The organism is Kribbella sp. NPDC005582, from assembly GCF_040605415.1.
Lineage (GTDB): Bacteria > Actinomycetota > Actinomycetes > Propionibacteriales > Kribbellaceae > Kribbella.
Window position 1 is genome coordinate 195,822 of record NZ_JBEXCU010000003.1, and the last position, 20,078, is coordinate 215,899.

17 protein-coding genes are annotated in these 20,078 nt (G+C 68.0%); 13 read left to right on the plus strand and 4 right to left on the minus strand.

The window, feature by feature from the left end:
• The first annotated feature begins 20 nt into the window (after positions 1-20).
• The gene (locus ABZS29_RS18835) at positions 21-635 is read left to right on the plus strand and encodes a hypothetical protein (RefSeq protein WP_355463520.1); all 615 of its coding nucleotides are present in this window, start codon (positions 21-23) and stop codon (positions 633-635) included.
• A gap of 81 nt (positions 636-716) precedes the next feature.
• Positions 717-1,256, plus strand: coding sequence for a Uma2 family endonuclease (locus ABZS29_RS18840; RefSeq protein ID WP_355464403.1), 540 nt, complete (start codon positions 717-719; stop codon positions 1,254-1,256).
• An 18-nt stretch (positions 1,257-1,274) separates the two neighbouring features.
• Here ABZS29_RS18840 and ABZS29_RS18845 read toward each other — a convergent pair whose 3' ends face one another.
• Complete coding sequence (locus tag ABZS29_RS18845) at positions 1,275-1,919, minus strand: alpha-ketoglutarate-dependent dioxygenase AlkB (RefSeq protein ID WP_355463521.1); 645 nt, start codon at positions 1,917-1,919, stop codon at positions 1,275-1,277.
• A gap of 95 nt (positions 1,920-2,014) precedes the next feature.
• Between ABZS29_RS18845 and ABZS29_RS18850 the strand changes: the two genes are divergently transcribed.
• Complete coding sequence (locus ABZS29_RS18850; protein ID WP_355463522.1) at positions 2,015-2,407, plus strand: VOC family protein; 393 nt, start codon at positions 2,015-2,017, stop codon at positions 2,405-2,407.
• Positions 2,408-2,418: 11 nt separating this feature from the next.
• The gene (locus ABZS29_RS18855) at positions 2,419-3,834 is read left to right on the plus strand and encodes an amidohydrolase (protein ID WP_355463523.1); all 1,416 of its coding nucleotides are present in this window, start codon (positions 2,419-2,421) and stop codon (positions 3,832-3,834) included.
• Positions 3,835-4,026: 192 nt separating this feature from the next.
• Here ABZS29_RS18855 and ABZS29_RS18860 read toward each other — a convergent pair whose 3' ends face one another.
• Positions 4,027-6,876: a S8 family serine peptidase gene (locus tag ABZS29_RS18860; protein WP_355463524.1), complete on the minus strand. Its 2,850-nt coding sequence runs from the start codon at positions 6,874-6,876 to the stop codon at positions 4,027-4,029.
• A 163-nt stretch (positions 6,877-7,039) separates the two neighbouring features.
• Between ABZS29_RS18860 and ABZS29_RS18865 the strand changes: the two genes are divergently transcribed.
• Positions 7,040-7,333 carry a hypothetical protein gene (locus ABZS29_RS18865; protein WP_355463525.1) on the plus strand — a complete coding sequence of 98 codons (294 nt, stop codon included), beginning with the start codon at positions 7,040-7,042 and terminating at the stop codon, positions 7,331-7,333.
• Between the two features lie 52 nt (positions 7,334-7,385).
• Here the strand turns inward: ABZS29_RS18865 and ABZS29_RS18870 are convergent, their stop codons facing one another.
• The gene (locus tag ABZS29_RS18870) at positions 7,386-9,062 is read right to left on the minus strand and encodes a glycoside hydrolase domain-containing protein (RefSeq protein ID WP_355463526.1); all 1,677 of its coding nucleotides are present in this window, start codon (positions 9,060-9,062) and stop codon (positions 7,386-7,388) included.
• A gap of 103 nt (positions 9,063-9,165) precedes the next feature.
• Between ABZS29_RS18870 and ABZS29_RS18875 the strand changes: the two genes are divergently transcribed.
• Together ABZS29_RS18875 and ABZS29_RS18880 are read left to right on the plus strand one after the other, a co-directional pair.
• Positions 9,166-9,960, plus strand: coding sequence for a dienelactone hydrolase family protein (locus ABZS29_RS18875; protein ID WP_355463527.1), 795 nt, complete (start codon positions 9,166-9,168; stop codon positions 9,958-9,960).
• A 301-nt stretch (positions 9,961-10,261) separates the two neighbouring features.
• Positions 10,262-10,990 carry a hypothetical protein gene (locus tag ABZS29_RS18880; protein WP_355463528.1) on the plus strand — a complete coding sequence of 243 codons (729 nt, stop codon included), beginning with the start codon at positions 10,262-10,264 and terminating at the stop codon, positions 10,988-10,990.
• Here ABZS29_RS18880 and ABZS29_RS18885 read toward each other — a convergent pair.
• Complete coding sequence (locus ABZS29_RS18885; protein ID WP_355463529.1) at positions 10,987-12,492, minus strand: glycoside hydrolase family 71/99-like protein; 1,506 nt, start codon at positions 12,490-12,492, stop codon at positions 10,987-10,989. The two genes, ABZS29_RS18880 and ABZS29_RS18885, sit on opposite strands and share 4 nt — an antisense overlap.
• A gap of 161 nt (positions 12,493-12,653) precedes the next feature.
• On the opposite strand from ABZS29_RS18885, the gene ABZS29_RS18890 reads away from it, so the two are divergent.
• The 6 genes from ABZS29_RS18890 to xylA all read left to right on the plus strand — a co-directional run bounded on the left by ABZS29_RS18890 (position 12,654) and on the right by xylA (position 20,013).
• Positions 12,654-13,946, plus strand: coding sequence for an ROK family transcriptional regulator (locus ABZS29_RS18890; RefSeq protein ID WP_355463530.1), 1,293 nt, complete (start codon positions 12,654-12,656; stop codon positions 13,944-13,946).
• A gap of 115 nt (positions 13,947-14,061) precedes the next feature.
• Complete coding sequence (locus ABZS29_RS18895) at positions 14,062-15,606, plus strand: sugar ABC transporter ATP-binding protein (RefSeq protein WP_355463531.1); 1,545 nt, start codon at positions 14,062-14,064, stop codon at positions 15,604-15,606.
• Positions 15,603-16,637, plus strand: a complete 1,035-nt coding sequence (locus tag ABZS29_RS18900; protein ID WP_355463532.1) for an ABC transporter permease — start codon at positions 15,603-15,605, stop codon at positions 16,635-16,637. The genes ABZS29_RS18895 and ABZS29_RS18900 overlap by 4 nt, the downstream gene beginning before the upstream one ends.
• A gap of 14 nt (positions 16,638-16,651) precedes the next feature.
• Positions 16,652-17,689, plus strand: coding sequence for a substrate-binding domain-containing protein (locus ABZS29_RS18905; protein WP_355463533.1), 1,038 nt, complete (start codon positions 16,652-16,654; stop codon positions 17,687-17,689).
• Between the two features lie 3 nt (positions 17,690-17,692).
• Complete coding sequence (locus tag ABZS29_RS18910) at positions 17,693-18,856, plus strand: Gfo/Idh/MocA family oxidoreductase (RefSeq protein ID WP_355463534.1); 1,164 nt, start codon at positions 17,693-17,695, stop codon at positions 18,854-18,856.
• Positions 18,853-20,013, plus strand: a complete 1,161-nt coding sequence (gene xylA, locus ABZS29_RS18915; protein WP_355463535.1) for a xylose isomerase — start codon at positions 18,853-18,855, stop codon at positions 20,011-20,013. Before ABZS29_RS18910 ends, xylA begins: the two co-directional genes overlap by 4 nt.
• The last annotated feature ends 65 nt before the right edge of the window (positions 20,014-20,078 follow it).

Consider the following 20,078-nt stretch of genomic DNA (forward strand, 5'->3'; position numbering starts at 1 on the left):
AACCACGGCACCTTCTTGGTATGAGCTACCTCGACCTAGCCCCCTCCTGGACCGACCGCCCCCTCACCGACCCCGCCCTCGCCACCGACGTCATCGACCTCATGCTCACCCACGGCCAGCGCTCCCGCGGCACCTTCGCCGCCATCCTCTGCGACCCCACCGCCCGCTTCCGCGCCGTCATAACCATCGACCTCCGCACAGAGTTCGCCAACCACCCCCCACCCCAAAACACCCCCAACCACCGCCGACCCCAGGACGCCCCCAACCACCGCCGCCCCCAGGACGCCTCCAACCACCGCCGCCCCCAGGACGCCTCCAACCTCCGCCCACCCCAGGATGCCCTTAACCACCACACACTCCAGGACGCCCCCAACCTCTCCCCGCCCCTAGATGCCCCCGACCTCTGCGCCACCGCCCTGCACCCGATAGTCGCCGCCCTCCGCACCGACCCAGCCTCCACCCTTCTCCTAGCCCTGGGCCGCCCCGGCCCACCCACCTCACCCGCCATCGACAACGAATGGTCCACCGCCGCCACCCACCTCTGCCGAGCCGCCCAAGTCCCCCTCCTCGGCTTCTACATAGCCACCCACACCCACATCTACCAACCCGAACTGGCCCAGCCGATCGCGGCCTGACCATGGAAAACTGACTCGAGCATCTTGAGGTGGAGGATCGATCGATGAGCATCGCTTTCGTGGACCACCGGCCAGTGGACGATCGAAGACGTCGAAGCACTGCCTGACGACGGCAACCACACCCGCTACGAACTCCTGACCCCCGGTGTCCTGACCGTGACCCCGGCCCTCGATGGATCCGTTCATCAGCGTGCGTCACGCCGGCTCGCCAACCTGCTGGATGCGGCGGTTCAAGCGGCTCAGACGCCCTACGAGGTTCTCGCCGTCATCAACCTCGAGTTCCCCGGCGGTCGGCTGGCAGCGCCGGACCTCGTGGTGATCGACCAAGCTGCCACGGCCACCGACGCCACCCGCTGCCAGAGTGCCTCCGTGCTGCTAGCGGTGGAGATCGTCTCACCGCACACTCAGCCGCAGGACCGGATCATCAAACCCCAGCTCTACGCCGAAGGCGGTATCGAGCACTACTGGCGCCTCGAGCTGGAGGATCAGCCGCACCTGATCGCCTCCAAGCTCAGGAACGGCAGGTACCGCCAGACGCTTACAGCGCGTGGGGGAGCCCCCGCCACCATCGAGGAGCCGTATCGGATGCAACTGGACCCGGCCGCCCTGGCTCGTCAGTAGCCACGAGCAGTGGCCGGCTCAGCGGACTCCGCGGGGCCGGAACTGAATGCTGATCCGCGGCCCAACCCGACCGCTGGCCTTCGGGATGGCGTGCTCCCAGGTCCGCTGACAGGAACCGCCCATCACGATCAAATCGCCGTGCCCAAGCGGATACCGCAGCGCCGAACTCACCGGCCTACTCAGACCACCGGGCCGCGGACGCAGTGCCAGCACCCGCGGCTCACCCACAGAAAGGATCGCCACCATCGTGTCCTCGTGATTCCCGCGACCGATCCGGTCGCCGTGCCACGCAACGCTGTCCCGCCCATCGCGGTAGTAGCACAATCCAGCCGTCCGGAACGGCTCACCAAGCTCCTCGCCGTAGTGCTCGCTCAGAGCATCCCGAGCCTCATCCAAAATCGGCAGCGGCAGATCCTGGCTCTCCTCGTAAAAACACAGCAACCGCGGCACATCCACCACCCGGTCGTACATCTGCCGCTTCTCCGCATACCACGGCACCTCGCGCACCAGCCGCTCGAACACCTGGTCTGCTCCGCTCAACCAGCCCGGAAGCACGTCGACCCAAGCGCCCTGCCCAAGCTCCGCCCGTGTGATTCCGTCCAGCGATCCCAACCCAGGATCCTCGAACGCATCCAGCAACGAGCCCTGAAGATCAGCACCCATGCGACCCACCATACCCGAGATTCGAACACTTGTTCCCATGGGTTCGATGGCAAAATGTCCGCTGCCGCACTCCACCACCACCAGGAGGTTCCGACATGGCGAGCAAGCTCACCGAGCTGGCGATCGACTGCGCCGACCCCCGCGCCCTGTCCGAATTCTGGTGCGCGGTCCTCGACTACGAGGTGCAACTGATCGACGAGGACGGTGCGATCACCATCGGTTCCCCGGCGGCCGCTGACGGCCGCAAGCACCCCGGCCCGGTGCCGCCGGTCCTGACCTTCGGGCCAGTCCCGGAAGGCAAAACCGTCAAGAACCGGATCCACCTCGACGTCAATCCCACCGACCGCAACCAAGCCGAAGAGGTCGAGCGCCTCCTCGCCCTCGGCGCCCGCCACGTAGACGTCGGCCAGGGCCCCGACGTGACCTGGGTCGTTCTCGCCGACCTCGAAGGCAACGAGTTCTGCGTCCTCGCCGGCCGCCACCCGTGAGAGGCTCCGGTATGGGGCAGTCGCTGATCCGCAACGTCGACGTCCTGATCGTCCCCGAAACAGGGGAGTGCCAAGTACACGAGGCCCAGGACATCCACGTCGCCAACGCCGTCATCACCGCCATAGTCCCCACCGGCACACCCCCGCCCGCGACAACGGCGGCCTCCGTCGGCACGCCGTCGGCCGACACCACCGCCCACTCCGCCGGCACGCCCCCGCTCGACTCGACCGCCAGGGTTGAGGTGATTGACGGCACTGGGCTGCTCGCCGTGCCCGGGCTGATCAACTCGCATACGCACAGCCCGATGGTGATGATGCGCGGCGCCGCGGAGGATCTCTCCATCAACGACTGGTTCAACCAGCGCATCTGGCCGATGGAGGTCAACCTCACGCCGGAGCGCGTCCGCGTCGGCGCCCGCCTGGCCTGCGCTGAGATGCTCCTCGCCGGCGTGACCACCTTCGTCGACCACTACTTCCACGCCGACCAGATCGCCCAGGCCGCCATCGAGTCCGGCATCCGTGCCGACCTCGCCCCGACGTACTTCTCCTCCGCCGGCCCGGAAGGCATCGACGCCGCCATCGCCACGACCCGCGACCTCGCCACGATCCATCCGCGGATCACCGCGAGTTTCGGCCCGCACGCGACGTACACAGTCTCGGAAGAAGACCTCCGCCGTACGGCGGACCTCGCCCGCGCCGAGGGCTTCCGCGTCCACCTGCACGCCGCCGAGACCGACGCCGAAACCCAAGCCACACTGGACAAACACGGCGCCACCCCGATCGAGATCCTCGACCGCACCGGTATCCTCGACGCCGGCGCCCTCATCGCCCACGCCTGCGGCCTCCGCGACACCGACTTCCCGATCCTCGCCCGTCACGCCGACCGCACCACCGTCGCCACCTGCCCCAAGGTCTACCTGAAGCTTGCCATGGGCAACGGCACGCCGATCGAGCAACTCCACGCGATCGGCATCCGCACCGGCATTGGTACCGACGGCGCCGCCGTCCACAACACCCTCGACGTCTGGGAGTCCCTCCGCCTGCTGGCTCTCACCCAGAAACACCAGCAAAACAACGCGGAATCGATGCCCCTCTCCGACATCCTCCGCCTGGCCACCCGCCACAGCGCCGCCGCAGCCAACCGCCCCGACACCCTCGGCGCCCTAGAACCAGGCCGTCAAGCAGACATCGCCCTCCTCGACCTCTCCGCCCCACACAACCAGCCCCTCCACGACCCCCGAGCAGCCCTCGTCTACTCCGTCCGAGCCTCCGACGTCCACACAGTCCTGGTCGCCGGCGAGGTAGTAGTCCGCAACCGCCAACTCGCCAACCTCGACCTCGCCGAAGTACTGGCCGACGCCCGCTCTCTGGCCCACACCCTGGTCGACCTCTCGCGCGGCGGCGCCGTCCAGCACTATGCCCCCTGACCCAGCGCCCCCGGTCCCGGGCTTGGGCGCCCGGCGGACCGCCAACACTCACCAACCTCACGAGCACCCACCCCGCCACGCTCAAGTCGAGCCGGCAACCCCGCCTCCCAGCGGGTTGGTGAGTGGCTGGAGTCCGCCCGACATGCGTGTGCCCCGGCCGCAATCGACCGGGGCACACATGTCAGCTGATGATCAGGTGATCGTCAGCGTCCGGATCGCGCTGTAGGCCAGCGTGTGGTCACCGTCGCTCGGGAAGTACACCCGGTAGGCGATCTTCCCCTTGTACGGCGGCTTGATCCCGAACGCGTAGGCACCCGTGGTGCTGAGCTTCGCCGAGCCCGCCGCAGTCCACGTCTTCCCGACCAGCCGCTGCAATTGCACCGACTTGCCCGAGTGCGCCGGGTTCACGACACCACTGAGCTTCGTGGTCGAACCCAGCTTGACCGTCGACGGCGACAGCGTCGACGAGATGGTCGGCGTGACCAGCACCGTGATGTCGTTGGTCCGCGTCCCCATCAGGTCACCGTTCCCGGCGAACGTCAGCATGTACACCGCCGAGTACCCCGGCTTGAACGTGTAGCTGACCGTCCCCGTCGACGACGACCCCAGCGTCGTCAGCAGCTTGAACGTCGTCCCGTTCGCCGGCCGCGAGTAGATGCTCATCGGCAACGTCGGGTACGCCTTGCCGTCGATCCCCAGCGTGCTGCCCTTGAGCGTGATCGACCCGCCGATGTTCAGCTTCGTCGACGTCGTAGAGATCCCCGACTTCATCCCCTTGAGCTGCGACGAGTTCCGCGCGCTGACCTTGCCGGTGCGGTCCTTGACCCAGGCGGCGTACGTATACGTCGTTCCCTGCGCCAGGCCCGTGTTCTGCAGGCTCGAGGCCGTCCCCGCGTACACCAGGGTCCCGGTCGTCAGCGTCGGCACCGACGTGCCGTTGAACCGGCGCACGATGACCTGGTCGATGTCGGTGGTCGGCTTGATCTTCCAGGTCAGGTTCGCCTTCAGGAACGAACCGCTGGCGTCGAACCCTTCGACCGGCTGCGGATCCGTGTTCACCGTCGAGAACCCACTGCTGAACGGCTCCAGCGTGATGCCCTCGCTGGCCTCCTGGACGCCGCTCACCACGATCCGGTACGGCGTGTTGTCCAGCAGCGGCGCGGCCGGCGTGATGACCGCGGTCTTGGTGTCGGCGTCGTAGCCGACCGTGCTCGCGACGACAGCGCCGGTCTTGTTGTTCAGCAGCTGGACCGTCGACGTGTTGACCGTCACCGCGTTCAGGGCGGTCGTGAAGGTGATCGACGGCTTCGTGGTCAGTGCCTGACCAGCCGACTGGTCCTTCGGCAGCGCGTCCCGCACCGGGTACGACTTGCCCAGCTCGCCGAGGCTGTTCGTGCCGGTGCCGACCGACACGCTGTAGGTCCGGACGTCGCGGGAGCCGTTGGCGTTGCGCACCGCGATGTAGACATCGCCGTCCGGAACCATGGTCTCGACCGTTGCCGTCAACGGCGCCCAGATCGGGTTACCGGCGCCATCGAGGTCCGGGTAGGCCTTCTCGGACAGGGCGAGCGCGCCCAGATCCGCGTTGTAGACCTGGACGCGCGGAGCGAAGTTGGTGGTGCGAGTCGACTCGTCGAACTTCGGGCCGGTGACGGAAACCCGGATCCGGCGCGCGGTTCCACCGCTCACCTTGTACCAGTCGACGTCACCCTCGAGCGGGGTGGCGCCGGTGCCGGAGGTCGTGATCGCGGTAGCCCGAGCCGGCTGGTCGTCGCTGTCCACGGGACCCTGGGCGAAGTCGGTCGTCCACTTGCCGCCGAGGGCGGCGTACGCGTCGACGATACCGGCGCCGTAGTACGGGTCGGTGCCGCGCGGGCCGGCGTCCCGGGCCAGGTTCTTGATCCGGGCGGTCACCTGCGCGGACGTGTACGACGGCCACTTGTTCCGGACCAGCGCCGCGATACCGGCGACGATCGGGGACGAGCACGACGTGCCGGTGCAGTACCAGTAGGGCTCGTAGCCGGACGGCGTCATCGAGCGCACGCCGGTGCTGAGGATGTCCCAGCCCGGAGCGGCCACGTCGACCGAGTCGCCGTACTGGCTGAAGCTGGTCAGGGCGCCCGCGGCGTCGGTCGCGCCGACGGAGATGACCTCCGGGTAGGCGGACGGGTAGTGCAGCACGTTGTTGCCGTCGTTGCCGGCCGCGGCGACGATCACGACGCCCTTGGCGGCGGCGCGCTTCACGGCGTCGTGCAGAACCTCGTTGTCACCCGGGCCACCGAGCGACATGTTGATCACCTTGGCGCCGTGGGCGGTCGCCCAGTCGATGCCCTCGGCGATGTCCAGGTCGTAGCCGCTGCCGTCAGCCGACAGGACCTTGACCGGCATGGCCTTGACGTTCCAGCCGATGCCCGCGACACCGGCTCCGTTGTTGGCGCCGGCGGCGATGATGCCGAGCGTCATGGTGCCGTGCCCGTTGTCGTCGATCGGGCCGCGGTTCGGGGAGGTGGTGTTGACGCCGGCGACCAGGTGACCGACGAGGTCCGGGTGGCCGGCGTCGACGCCGGTGTCCAGGACGGCGACGATCTGGCTACCGGTCGACTTGGCCAGGTCCCAGGCCTGCGGCATCCGGATCGTGTTCAGGTACGCCTTCTGGTCGGTGCCGTAGTACTCGTCGTTCGGTACGGCGTCGATGTGGCGCTTGTAGTTGAGCGAGGCGAGCGCAACCGTCGGGTCGGCCTTCGCCTTCTTCAGCAGCTCGGGCGCGGACGCGGTGCCGGTGATCTTGACGAGATCGTCGGTCAGGGGCTGCTCGCTGGTCGCGCGGAACTTCGTCAGCGCCGCCTTGCGGGCGGACTTGGTCGCGTTCGGCTTGAACTTGACCATGACCGTGTTCGGTTCGAACTCGGCCTTCTTCGCAAGCTGCTGGTGGGACGTGAACTTCGGCCGGTACGGGCCGGGCTCGGCGGCGGAGCCGGAGGAGCTGGTCAGCACGACGAGCGAGCCGGCGACCAGGGCCGCGGGAACACCTACACGCAGCAAGTGGGCAGGGCGGAACTTCAAGGGGACCCCCCCAAGGGTCTCAGAGTGTCAGTAGGCGGAGTATTACAGCATTTCGGTCCACGCCGCTTTATGACTCCGATGACAAAACGTGCAATTTTGAGGGTCTGTAACGAACAGGGTGCGCTGGGCGATGGACCCGGAGATGTCTACAACGCAGAACGCCACAGCCCGGAAGCCATGGGCCATGTGGGTCGAGATAGCACTCATCATCGGTGCGCTGGTCGTCGAGAGCTTCGCAGTCCGAGCGGTCGACGGCGTCCTCGCTTGGGCGCTGGGCGCCGTCGGCACAGCCCTGATCATCGGTTTCTGGTGGCGCTGCGGTGTCTGGGCTGAACGCGTGGCCCGCCGCAAGAACGTGTACCACCCGCAGTACTTCGTGCTCGGCCCCTTCGGGCTGCTGGCGGCGCTGTGCGCGAAGGACAAGAACCCGCGGTGAGGCTGTGGTCCGCGATCCCGGCGGATGGCCGGGATCGCGGCCGCACACACGGTCAGACCGCGGTGAAGTACCAGCGCTGGCAGGAGCCGCCGTGGAAGGGCCAGATGATGACGTCGGCGCCGCGATCGGCGGAGCAGCCGGCTACGTCGAGGGACTTGCCGGAGCCGGTGCCGATGATCTTGTAGGCGCCGGCGGTGATGGGTTCGATGGTCCAGGTCTGGCAGTCGGCGCTGACGTCGTCGGAGAGGTCGACGGGGGCGGTGTCGGCGGTGGAGCAGCCGGAGACCTGGAGGGGTTTGCCGGTGTTGCCGTCGACGATCTTGAAGGTGTTGCCGGTGGTGCGGACGACGTGCCACTGCTGGCAGGGGCTGGTGAGGATGCGGTCCCACATGCGGATGTTGGCGCCGTTCTGGGACTGGCAGTCCTGGACGTCGAGGTCGAAGCCGCCGACCTCGGCCTTGATCCGGTAGACGCCGTCCGTCATCGGGGGCGGCGGGTTGCCGGCGACGTCGAGGAAGTTGCTGTCGATGTTGATCGTGACGCCGCCCCAGGTCTCGTTGTGGTCGCCCTTGTACTGGTGCAGACGCTGGTGGTTGGTCCAGAGGCCGGCCGGGATGTACTGACCACCGTTGGTGTCGGCGGCGCCGTTCCACCACGCGAACCAGAGGTGGTCGGGCATCAGCCAGCGGCTGTCACCGGCGGAGTTGGCGAGGTCGCGGCCGCCGGAGCCGGCGCTGCTGTAGACGCCGCTGAGGTAGCCGCGGGAGTGCAGGGTCTCGGTCCAGCCGGAGATGTAGGACATGATCGCGTCGCGGCACGCGACGGTGCTCGTGTACGCCTCGACGTCGGAGTAGAGAGCGCTCCCCGGGCCGATCCCGAGCGCGCTCGCCGCGTCGGCCGAGACGTTCGCGGAGCTTGCGCCCTGGCTGCGGGCGGTGCCGAGGTCGAAGGACATCTTCGGGTTCCGGCTGCCGCACGGTGCCTGATAGCCGACGTCGATCGGGATGAACGACCAGCCGTTGGCGGCGTTCGACGCGACCCAGGACGCGGTCAGATTCGCTTGCGTGCAGGACCGCGACGAGCCGCTGATGTAAATGCCGACGGCCTTGAACGGCGACGCCTTCCAAGCGTTCATCGCACCGAGCGACGGCGCGGTGCACTGGTCGAACGCCTGCTGGTTGATCATGGTGCCGGGGGCAACAATCGATGCGGCGGGCGCCATCGCGGCTGCCTTCGGCCGGACGAGTTGAGCGCCGGCGGCCTTCGAGGTGACGCGTCCGCGGCCGAGGATCTGACGTACGACGCCCTCCTCGGAAGCACCATGCACAGCCGTCACCAGTACGCCGGCCTCCTCGACGCCGACCTGGATCTGGTGATCGACCGACGGTGCCGCGGCGACCGCCGTACTCGTGGATGCTGCGACCGCGGCAGCACGGGGAGCGGAGCCGGAGAGCGGTTCCAGGATCAGACCGGCGGTGCGTCCGGCCAGGTGGGCCGGGCAGTTCTGCTGCTCGGCGGGCCGGCCGAGATAGACCGCCGGGCGGTCGAAGCGCACACAGGCCGACGGGTCCTTGGTCAGGTCGACGACCTGCCACGACTTCGGTACGGCGACCTGGTACCCGTGGTAGCTGACAGTCCGTTCGTCCGGCGTGGCCTGGGCCGGTCCGACGGCGGTGGCTGCGGTGAGTATCAGCGCGGCGCCGGTGAGTAGGGTGACAGGACGGAGCATGGGCACTTCCTCGGGGGCGGGAGTAGGTCGTCTCAGTGCACTGCCCAGCACGACCGACCTCAAGCCTTTCGACCTAGGTGTTACATCGATGCAGGGAGTTGACATGGCAACGAGTCCCGAGGAGGCCGGTTGGCGGCGCGCGCCGTTCACCGGCGCCGGGCTGACCTACGACTGCTTCGAGAAGGGTGCCGGCCCGGGCATCCTCGTGATCCCGGAGATCCCCGGTCTCACCCCGGAGGTCCTCGGGTACGCCGAACACCTGGTAGACGCGGGCTTCACCGTGGTCATCGCCTCACCCTTCGGTACGCCGGGAAAGCCCGAGACCGCTCTCTACGTTCTGAACACGCTGTCTCGGCTCTGTGTCTCGAAAGAGTTCCGGGCGTTCGCGGCCGACGCGGAACGCCCGATCACCCAGTACCTCCGGGCGGTAGCGGCAGATCTCGCCGCCCGCACCCCCGGCCGGGGCGTAGGCGTGATCGGCATGTGCTTCACCGGCGGCTTCGGGCTCGCGACCGCGGTCGACGAGGTGGTGCGGGCACCGGTTCTGAGCCAGCCGTCGGTTCCGCTCCCGCTGACCGCGAAGCTGCGCCGAGACCCCGGGCTGTCTCGCCGCGAGCTTGTAATCGTCAAAGAGCGCACCCAGACCGACGGCCTCTGTGTCCTCGGTCTGCGCTTCAGCAACGACCGGATGGCGCCGACCGACCGTTTCACTACGCTGCGTGCCGAGCTGGGGGAGGCCTTCGAGGTGATCGAGCTCGACTCCGGACCTGGCAACCCGGACGGCTACGGCCGGTCCGCGCACTCGGTGCTGACGCGCGAGATCCAGGAGAACCCACCCAACTCGGCCTTCCGCGCCCGCGCCCGCACGATCGAGTTCTTCCGGGAGCGACTGAGCTGATCATCGGCACCCGATGTCACCGGACTGTCCGGTCTCCCTCACCCTGCGTGCGGAAATGTTAAAGCAGCGTTGAGGAATCTCCTGGATGTGATTGCCCCGGGCCCGCGGTGGGCACCAGAAAGGGCCTGGGGAAGACACCGCGTTCGTTGCGGTGTGCAAAGGAGGAAGAGCGGTGGGTGACGCTCGGTGATTTCCTCTGGTTGAAGCGACGATGACGTGGGACGATCGGCCCGGTGCACACCTAGGGGCACTTCCAGGGGGCGGGGATGGCGCAAGCCAGGCACTTGACGAGTGAGGCTCTATGAACGGGCGGACAGCACAGGACAGCCGGCTTCCGGCGAACCCAGCCGATGAGGCTGACGAAACGGAAGGCACGACGGACCGGAGCAAGAACGGTAAGACCGGCACAGCGACCAACGGCCACCCGGCAACGAACAGCCAACCGAACGGCCGGCCGAACGACCAAGCGAACGGGCAACCCGAGGCAGCCGCCCCGGAGAGCGCGCACTGGTCGGAGCGGCCGATCGCCCGTGTCGAGGTGCCACCGCTCGGCGAGTTCAGTACGCCGGTCCGCGTCGACGAGATCGCGGTCGCCGCGATGGCGCTGTCCGAGAACCTCGACGCCGCCACCCGCGGGATGCCGGAATCCGTTGCCCTGCGCGAGTTCCGCCGTGAACTCGACCAGGCCGCGAGCACCTTCCGGATGCTCGCGGGCAGGCTCGAAGAGACCGCCGGCAGCCTGGTCCGCCTGGCCGCGAACGACGGCGAGACCTGCGGCGTCGGCTGGGGTGTCTGCCCCGAGCACGGCCTCACGCTGATGAACGTCGGGGAGACCGTCAGCTGCCACATCCTCGGCTGCAACCGGCCGAACGAGGGCGCGGTCGAGCGCTGCGAGCACCCGGTCGCCTACCGCGTCGTCGACGCCGCAGGCCCGGCGCTGCTCACCTGCGCCGGGCATGCGATCGCCTGCCGGTTGTACCTGGAGAACCCGGTCATCACCGCGGCCGAGGACAGCCTGGAACTGTTCTAGGTGATCCGCACCGACGTCAACTGGTCGTTGGCGTTCGGGGACAGCGTGGTGAAGTTCGGCGTATCGGCGGTCCGGACCCAGCTCTGGCCGCCGAAGTTGTCCTCGGCGTAGATCGTGACGGTCCAGCCGGCCGGCACCCGCACCGACGACGCCCAGTTGTCCTGCACCCCGGCGGCCACCAGTTGCGCCCGAGTGTAGTTGCCCTTAGCAAGCATTGCGCCGGCCGCGCCCAGGTAGTCGACGTGTTCGTAGAAGATCACGCCGCTGCCGCCCTGAGCGGGCCACGGCACCGTCGGCCGGGTTGCCGTCAACGGTGCCTGGCCTTTGAACATCCGCCCGCCGTCGTTCGTCAACCGCAGGTAGTAGTCCGACGTGCACGCCGTACCGTCCTCGTCGAGGGCGCGGATCCCCGATCCGGCCGGAACCCAGGCGGCGCTCTCCGCGGTCTTCGCGATCTGGTTGCCCTCGTTGTACTCGTCGAACATCGAGATGTAGAGACCCTGTACGCCGACCCGCGTCAGGTTGTAGAACTGCCGCCACATCAGGTCGCCGTGCCGGCGGTGTCCCGACGACAGATCGCCCGGAATCACGCACGGCTGATAGTCGATCCCGTGCGCGTTGCAGTCGGCCTGGTCCTGTTGATTCACGTTGTTGTAGTAGTGATCCGCGCCCGCGATGTCGCTGATCCGGCCGACCATCCACGGCGACAACATGTTGAACGCGTGGTAGACCTCGAGATACCCGGGACGTGAATCCTCGTTACCAGGCAGCCAATGCGTCGGTACGCCGCCGATCACGTAGCAGCCCTGGGACTTGAACCAGTTCACGACATCCAGGCAGACCGACGCCGGCCAGGCCTTGTTGGCCTCGTTGAAGCCGAAGCCCCAGATGCAGACGACCGGCTTGCCGTTCTGATACGCGTACGCCGACGACGACGTGTACGTGCGCATCTTGTTGATCCAGTCGGTCTTCATCTCCGACTGCATGTTCGTCCAGTCGGTGGCGTCGTACATGATGTAGAACTTGCGCCCGTACTGTTCCGCGGCCTGGCGCACCTTGACCGCCATCGCGTCCCGGGTCGGTCCCTCGCCGCCGGTCGGGTTGAACCGCTGCAGGGCGACCGTGTCGCAGCCGTTCTGCTGCATCCACTGGAAGTGCGTGTTCACCGTCTGCTGGTCGTACGACGAGAACAGTCGCGCCGGCTGTCCATTCCCGAGATTCGAGTACGCCGTTTGGTACGTCGCGCTGTACTCGCGCACGTCCGGCCAGCTGACGATCGCGGTGTTACCGGGGGATGGCGGCTGACCCCAGTTGTTACTCCAGTGCCACCAGCCGTTGATGGGCGCGCCGTCGCCAGGGCAAGCGAACCAACCCTGGTAGCCGACAGTCACTTTGCCGACGACATCACCGGGCGGACTGGCCGCATAACTGAACTGTGGAAGGGATCCGGCGGCGGCAGTCGCGGCGGCCGAAGCGAGCAGGGTACGTCGGGAGAGCTTCATCGAGGTCTCCAAAAGGGGCGGAGAGTAGCAAATTGCGAACAGAGTGTTGCAAAAAATCGATCGTGACAACCCCTTGACGCGAACTTCGCGGAAACTTAGTTTGTTGGTTCAACAGACAAAGTCTGTGATGGGGCTCACAACTGGGCGTGGGGGAGGGCGGCATGGCACTGACTGACGGACGCCGTCCCGGCGATCGCGCGGTCGCCGCCGACCACGTGTCGCTGCGCCGCAACAACCTTTCAGTCGTCCTGCGCCACGTCCGCGAATCAGGCCCGAAGTCCCGGGCCCGGATCGCTGCCGACACCGGCTTGAACAAGGCGACCGTGAGCAGCCTGGTCGCCGAGCTCGTCGAGCGCGGTCTGCTTCGCGAAGGCTCCGCCGACTCCACTCGCGCACTCGGCCGGCCCGGCCAACTCGTCGAGCTCGACGGCAGCGGCGTCTGCGGTGTCGGCGCCGAGATCAACGTCGACTACCTCGCGATCACCGCACTCGACCTCTCCGGCGATACAGTCTTCGAGCGCCGCGTCCCCGTCGACGTCGCCCACCTCGATCCCGGTACGACGCTCGACCGGCTGGCCGACCTGGTCCGGGAAGCCCTGGTCGCGGTGGAAGCGCGCTCCGGCCAGCTCGCCGGTGTCGCGTTGGCCGTCCCCGGTCTGGTGCGCAGCGACACTGGCGATCTCAGCCTCGCGCCGAACCTCGGCTGGGGCGAGCTGCAGGTCGCCGCCGAGATGCGCGAGCGGCTCGGCGGCGGTTCGTACCCGTTGCTGATCGACAACGAGGCCAACCTCGCGGCGCTCGCGGCCTACTCGGAGCTGCGTCACGAGGACACGCCGGCCCAGGACGGCAAGCCGGTTCAGGACCTGGTGCTGCTGACCGGCGCCGTCGGTGTCGGTGGCGGCGTCGTGTCGAACGGGCACCTGCTCCGCGGCGGCCACGGCTTCAGCGGTGAGGTCGGGCACATGCCGGTCGCCCCGCCCGGCCATGTCTGCGGCTGCGGTCGCACCGGCTGCTGGGAGACCGTCGTCGGCCTGAGCGCTTTGTTGCATCAGGCAACAGAGCAGGACGACCCGGTCCGGAACCCGACGCTGGATGTCGAGCAGCGGCTGGCCGCGATCACCCAGCGCGCCGAGGACGGTGACGCCCGCACCCTGGCCGCACTCAAGGACGTCGGTGCCTGGTTGGGCATCGGCGGCGCGATCCTGGTCAACATCCTGAACCCCGACGTCCTCGTACTCGGCGGGTACTTCGCGGCCCTCGGCCCCTGGCTGAAGGAGCCGCTCGAACAAGCACTCCGCGATCGCGTGATCGCACCGGACGGCGGCGGCTGCCGCGTAGTCCGCTCCGAGCTCGGCTTCGCCGCCGCCGTACGGGGTGGTGCGCAGATCGCGCTCGACCAGGTCTTCGTCGACCCCACCATGATCGGCCGCGTCGAATCAGGAGTCACCCCATGAGCTGTACACATTGCGACGCTCCGCGCCGCGGCTCATGGGGCTGTGACTCCGTCCCTTCCCTCGTCGCTCCAGTCGCTTCGCTCCCTACGCTCCTCAGTCCAGGTCCGGAGGCCCCATGAGTCAGGTCACCCCACTGCCGCCAGCCGGTGCGGGAACCGCAACTGCTCTCCTCACCATGACCGGGATCGTCAAGGAGTTCCCCGGCGTGCGCGCCCTGGACGGCGTCGACCTCGACGTCCGCGCGGGTGAGGTGCACTGCCTGCTCGGCCAGAACGGCGCCGGCAAGTCGACCCTGATCCGGGTGCTGACCGGTGCCCACCAGCCCGACGCCGGCACGATCCGGATCAACGGCGACGAGGTCCAGCTGAACAGCCCGACGGACTCGATCCAGCGCGGGATCGCCGCGATCTACCAAGAACTCGACCTCGTCCCCGGTCTGTCCGTGGCCGAGAACATCTTCCTCGGCCACGAGCCGGCCCGGTTCGGCTTCAGCCGTCGCCACGAGGCGGCCGACCGGGCCCGCGAGATCCTCCAGGGCCTTGGCCACGGCGAGATCCCGGTACGGCGTGAAGTCGGCTCCCTGCCGGCCGCCGGGCAGCAGGTCGTGAGCATGGCGAGAGCGCTGTCCAGGGATGCCCGCCTGATCGTGATGGACGAGCCCTCGGCGGTCCTCGATCCCGAAGAGGTCGCGAACCTCTTCCGCGTGATCCGCGGACTGACCGCTCGCGGCGTGGCCGTGGTCTACATCTCGCACCGGCTCGAGGAGATCCGCGAGATCGGCGACCGCGTCACCGTGCTGAAGGACGGCGCGACCGTCGCGACCGGTCTGGATGCCCGCGAGACGCCGACCAACGAGCTGATCCGGCTGATGACCGGTCGCTCGATCGAGTACGTCTTCCCGCCCCGCGCGGAGATCCTGAGCACTGCCCCGGTTGTCCTCGAGGTGACCGACCTGTCCCGCCCCGGCGAGTTCGCCGAGATCAGCTTCAGCGTCCGCGCCGGGGAGATCCTCGGCCTGGCCGGCCTCGTCGGCTCCGGCCGCTCCGAAGTCCTCGAGACCGTGTACGGCGCGCGCCGAGCGGCCACCGGCTCGGTCCGGGTGGACGGCACCGTGCTGCGCCCCGGCTGGGTCCAGTCGGCCGTGAAGGCCGGAGTCGGGCTGGCCCCGGAGGAGCGCAAGAGCCAGGCACTGCTCCTGGACGAAGCCGTCTACAAGAACATCACCGTCTCGACGATGCAGCGCTTCGCCAGCGCTGGCTTCCTGAACAACCACGCCGAGCGAGCGGCCGCCACCAAGCTCGCCGAGTCGCTCGACGTTCGTCCGCCCGGTGTCGATCAGCCCGTACGCAACCTGTCCGGCGGCAACCAGCAGAAGGTCGTGCTCGCCCGCTGGCTGCTGCGGGAGTGCCGGGTGCTGCTGCTCGACGAGCCCACGCGCGGTGTCGACGTCGGCGCCCGCTCCGAGATCTACGCCCTGGTCCGCACGCTGGCCGCCAGTGGCGTCGCGATCGTGCTGGTCTCCAGCGAGGTCGAAGAAGTGCTCGGTCTGGCCGACCGGGTCGTCGTACTGCGGGAGGGGCGAGCCGTCCACACGGGGCCCGCGCAAGACATTGACGAACACCAGGTCCTCGACCTGGTGATGGAGGGAAGTTCAGTGTGAGTGAGGCACCTTCGGACACAACAGCATCGACTCAGGCAACGGTCGTCCCGCCGACGGCGCCCCGTTCGACGAGTCTGCTGAGCACTGGAATCGGCCGGAACCTCGGCCTGGTGGTCGCTCTCGTCGTGCTGTGCATCGTCGGGGCGGTGACCGCGGGGGACACGTTCGCGACCGGACCCAACGTGCTGACGATCCTGCGGCTCGCGGCGGTCATCGGCGTCGTCAGCGTCGGAATGACGTTCGTCATCACCGGTGGCGGTATCGACTTGTCGGTCGGGGCCCTGGTCGCCCTGTCCTCGGTGTGGGCGACCACGCTGGCGACCCAGCAACTCGCTACCGACTATCACTGGATCTTCATGGTCAGCACGGCGCTCGTGGTCGGCGCCGCCTGCGGACTGGTGAACGGCCTACTGGTTGCCTACGGCAAGATCGTCCCGTTCATCGCGACGCTGGCGATGCTCGCGGCGGCGCGCGGTCTGGCCGAGATCATCTCCGACCGCCGGACCCAGATCATCACCGACCACTCGTTCGTCGACTTCTTCGGCGGCTCGCTGATCGGCGTACCGGTGCTGGTCTGGATCTTCCTGCTGGTCGCCGCGGCGGGGTGGATCGTCCTCAATCGGACCACGTTCGGCCGGCGGACCTTCGCCGTCGGCGGGAACGCCGAGGCGGCCCGGCTGGCGGGCATCAAGGTGCAGCGGCACACGGTGGCGCTGTACGTGCTGGCCGGTCTGTGCTGCGGCATCGCCGCGGTGATGCTGATGGCGCGCACGACGACGGGGAGCGCGACCCACGGTCAGCTGTACGAACTCGACGCGATCGCGGCGGTGGTGATCGGCGGCACGCTGCTGTCCGGTGGCCGCGGCACGATCGTCGGCACGGTGTTCGGCGTGCTGATCTTCACCACCCTGAACAACGTCTTCACCCTCAACAACCTGAGCATCTCCGCCCAGTCCGTCGCGAAGGGCCTGATCATCGTGATCGCGGTCCTGCTCCAGCAGCGGCTGGCGAGTCGCACCACCGGTTCATAGCCAAGGAGACAAAGATGTCCCGTTCCGCCCGTACGATCGCCATTGCCGGACTCGGAGTCCTCGCCTTGGCCGCGTGTACCAGCAACACCCCGAAGGCCGAGACGAACGACAACCCGGCACCGCAGGCCGCGGCGGCCGGCAAGAACGACGAGCCCGGCAAGAAGGTCAAGATCGGCTTCTCCGCGCCCGCCGCCGACCACGGCTGGATGGGTGCGATCACCAAGGCCACCCAGGCCGAGGCGAAGAAGTACTCCGACGTCGAGCTGATCGTTGCCGAAGGCACCAACGATGTGAACCTGCAGATCAGCCAGGTGGAGACCTTCATCAACCAGAAGGTCGACGCGATCGTGCTGCTGCCCTTCGACGGCGCCGCGCTGACCGCGGTGGCCACCAAGGCGATGGAGGCCGGGATCACGGTCGTCAACGTCGACCGCGAGTTCGACAACCCGGACGCCTCCCGGACCACCGTGCTGGGCGACAACTACGGCATGGGCGTCTCCGCCGGGACGTACGTGTGCAGCCAGCTGAAGGACAAGAAGGACGCGATCGTCGCCGAGATCGCCGGGATCGACTCGCTGCCGTTGACTCAGGACCGCAGCAAGGGATTCAAGACGGCGCTGGCCGACTGCGGCCTGAAGGTGAACAACCGGGTCGCGGCGGAGTTCACCGTCGAGTCCGGTGAGAAGGCGGCCGCCAACCTGTTGCAGGCGGCGCCGAAGATCGACGCGATCTGGAACCACGACGACGACCAGGGTGTCGGCGTGATGGCGGCGATCAAGAACTCCAACCGCAAGGACTTCTTCCTGGTCGGCGGCGCCGGCTCCGCGAACGTCATGCGCGACATCAAGAGCGGGACGTCGCTGGTCAAGGCCACCGTCGTCTACCCGTCCACGCAGGGCGCCGACGGTGTCCGGCTGGCCCGGCTGCTGGTCCAGAAGAAGGCCCTCGGCGACCTGGTGGAGGTCGAGGTGCCGCGCAAGGTCCAGCTGTTCGCGCCGGTCGTCACCAAGGACAACGTCGACCAGTACCTGCCTACTGCCTTCGAAAGCTGACACATGACAAATTTGGGTATCGGGTTGATCGGCTATGCGTTCATGGGCGCCGCCCACTCGCAAGCCTGGCGAAGCGCACCACGGTTCTTCGACCTGCCGATCAACCCCACGATGAACGTACTCTGCGGCCGGAACGCTGACGCCGTACAGGCCTCCGCGACCAAGCTCGGCTGGCAGGAGACCGAGACCGACTGGCGCAAGCTGCTCACTCGTGACGACGTCCAGCTGATCGACATCTGTACGCCGGGCGACAGCCACGCGGAGATCGCGATCGCGGCCCTCGAAGCCGGCAAGCACGTGCTCTGCGAGAAGCCGCTGGCCAACACGGTCGCCGAGGCCGAAGCCATGACCGAGGCTGCTGCACAAGCCGCAGCCAAGGGCGTCCGGTCGATGGTCGGCTTCACCTACCGCCGCGTGCCGGCGATCGCACTGGCCCGGCAACTGGTGGCCGAGGGCAAGCTCGGAACCATCCGGCACGTCCGCGCGCAGTACCTGCAGGACTGGATCGCCGACCCGGAGGCGCCGCTGTCGTGGCGCCTCGACAAGGACAAGGCCGGCTCCGGCGCGCTCGGTGACATCGGCGCGCACATCATCGACCTGACCCAGTTCATCACCGGTGACACCATCGCCGAGGTGAGCGGTCAGCTCGAGACCTTCGTCAAGGAGCGCCCGATCGCCGCCGAGCACTCCGGCCTGTCCGGTACGGCGGGCGCCGAGCGCGGACCGGTCACCGTCGACGACGCGGCCGTCTTCCTGGCGAAGTTCGCCTCCGGCGCCCTCGGCGTATTCGAGGCGACCCGGTTCGCGACCGGCCGGAAGAATGCGATCCGGATCGAGATCAATGGCAGTGCGGGCAGCCTCGCGTTCGACTTCGAGGACATGAACGTCCTGCACTTCTACGACGCCGGCGAGGACTCCCGCACGGCCGGCTTCCGCCGGATCCTCGCGACCGAGCCCACCCACCCGTACGTCGAGGCGTGGTGGCCGCCCGGCCACCTGCTCGGCTACGAGCACGGATTCACCCATCAAGTCGTCGACCTGGTCACCGCGATCGCCGATGGCGTCGATCCGGCGCCGTCGTTCGCGGACGGCCTGCGAGTCCAGCGTGTGCTGGCCGCGGTGGAGGCCAGTTCGGTGTCCCGACAATGGCAGGAGATTCCCGCATGAACGCATATACCCCTTCGAGAGACGACAAGTTCTCGTTCGGTCTCTGGACGGTCGGCTGGGAAGGCGTCGACGTCTTCGGTACGGCGGTCCGTCCCGCGCTGGACCCGGTCCACACCGTGGAGAAGCTCGCGGAGCTCGGCGCGGCCGCGATCTCGTTCCACGACGACGACCTGGTCTCGGACGACAAGACCCGGACCCAGACGCTGGAACGCTTCACCAAGGCCCTGGCCGACACCGGCATCGTGGTCGAGATGGCGACCACGAACCTGTTCAGCCACCCGGTCTTCAAGGACGGCGGCCTGACCGCCAACGACCGCCAGGTCCGGCGGTACGCGCTGGCCAAGATCCTCCGCAACGTCGACCTGGCCGCCGAGCTCGGCGCCTCGACGTACGTGCTGTGGGGTGGTCGGGAGGGCGCGGAGTCCGGCGGCTCGAAGAACGTCCGGTCCGCGCTGGACCGGTACAAGGAGTCGATGGACATCCTGTGCGCGTACGTCCGCGAGCAGGGCTACAACATCCGGTTCGCACTCGAACCGAAGCCGAACGAGCCCCGCGGTGACATCCTGCTGCCGACGATCGGGCACGCGATCTCGTTCATCAACGATCTCGCGGACCCCGAACTGGTCGGCATCAACCCGGAGATCGGGCACGAGCAGATGGCCGGCCTGAACTACGCGCACGGGATCGCCCAGGCGCTGTGGCACGGGAAGCTGTACCACATCGACCTCAACGGGCAGCACGGTCCGCGGTTCGACCAGGACCTGCGCTTCGGCGCCGGCAACCTGCGCGAGGCGTTCTGGACCGTCGACGTCCTGCAGGGCGGCGAAGGCCAGCCCGGCTACGACGGCTACGTGCACTTCGACTACAAGCCGCCGCGCACCGAGGACGAGGAAGGCGTCTGGGAGACCGCTCGGGGCTGTATGCGCAACTACCTGATCCTCAAGGAGAAGGTGGCCGCGTTCCGGGCCGACCCGGAGGTTGCCGAGGCGCTGGCCGCGGCGCGCGTGCCGGAGCTGGCCGAGCCCACCCTGGCCGAGGGTGAGTCACTGGCCGATCTCCGGGCTCAGACGTACGACCGGGAGGCGCTGGCCGAGCGTGGTCTCGGGTTCGAGAAGCTCGATCAGCTGGCGATGGAGCACCTGCTCGGCGTTCGCTGATCGCGTAGCAGTAGCAGTACCCACATCCCGCGCAGGGCAGAGCACGGGAATCGATGGAGCGCGCA

Coding starts and splice junctions, on each gene's coding strand:
- ABZS29_RS18850 (WP_355463522.1), top strand. CDS start 2,015: ATGGCGAGCAAGCTCACCGAGCTGGCGATCGACTGCGCCGACCCCCGC.
- ABZS29_RS18835 (WP_355463520.1), top strand. CDS start 21: ATGAGCTACCTCGACCTAGCCCCCTCCTGGACCGACCGCCCCCTCACC.
- ABZS29_RS18875 (WP_355463527.1), top strand. CDS start 9,166: ATGGCAACGAGTCCCGAGGAGGCCGGTTGGCGGCGCGCGCCGTTCACC.
- ABZS29_RS18910 (WP_355463534.1), top strand. CDS start 17,693: ATGACAAATTTGGGTATCGGGTTGATCGGCTATGCGTTCATGGGCGCC.
- ABZS29_RS18865 (WP_355463525.1), top strand. CDS start 7,040: ATGTCTACAACGCAGAACGCCACAGCCCGGAAGCCATGGGCCATGTGG.
- ABZS29_RS18895 (WP_355463531.1), top strand. CDS start 14,062: ATGAGTCAGGTCACCCCACTGCCGCCAGCCGGTGCGGGAACCGCAACT.
- ABZS29_RS18905 (WP_355463533.1), top strand. CDS start 16,652: ATGTCCCGTTCCGCCCGTACGATCGCCATTGCCGGACTCGGAGTCCTC.
- ABZS29_RS18855 (WP_355463523.1), top strand. CDS start 2,419: ATGGGGCAGTCGCTGATCCGCAACGTCGACGTCCTGATCGTCCCCGAA.
- ABZS29_RS18845 (WP_355463521.1), bottom strand. CDS start 1,919: ATGGGTGCTGATCTTCAGGGCTCGTTGCTGGATGCGTTCGAGGATCCT.
- ABZS29_RS18885 (WP_355463529.1), bottom strand. CDS start 12,492: ATGAAGCTCTCCCGACGTACCCTGCTCGCTTCGGCCGCCGCGACTGCC.
- xylA (WP_355463535.1), top strand. CDS start 18,853: ATGAACGCATATACCCCTTCGAGAGACGACAAGTTCTCGTTCGGTCTC.
- ABZS29_RS18870 (WP_355463526.1), bottom strand. CDS start 9,062: ATGCTCCGTCCTGTCACCCTACTCACCGGCGCCGCGCTGATACTCACC.
- ABZS29_RS18890 (WP_355463530.1), top strand. CDS start 12,654: ATGGCACTGACTGACGGACGCCGTCCCGGCGATCGCGCGGTCGCCGCC.
- ABZS29_RS18880 (WP_355463528.1), top strand. CDS start 10,262: ATGAACGGGCGGACAGCACAGGACAGCCGGCTTCCGGCGAACCCAGCC.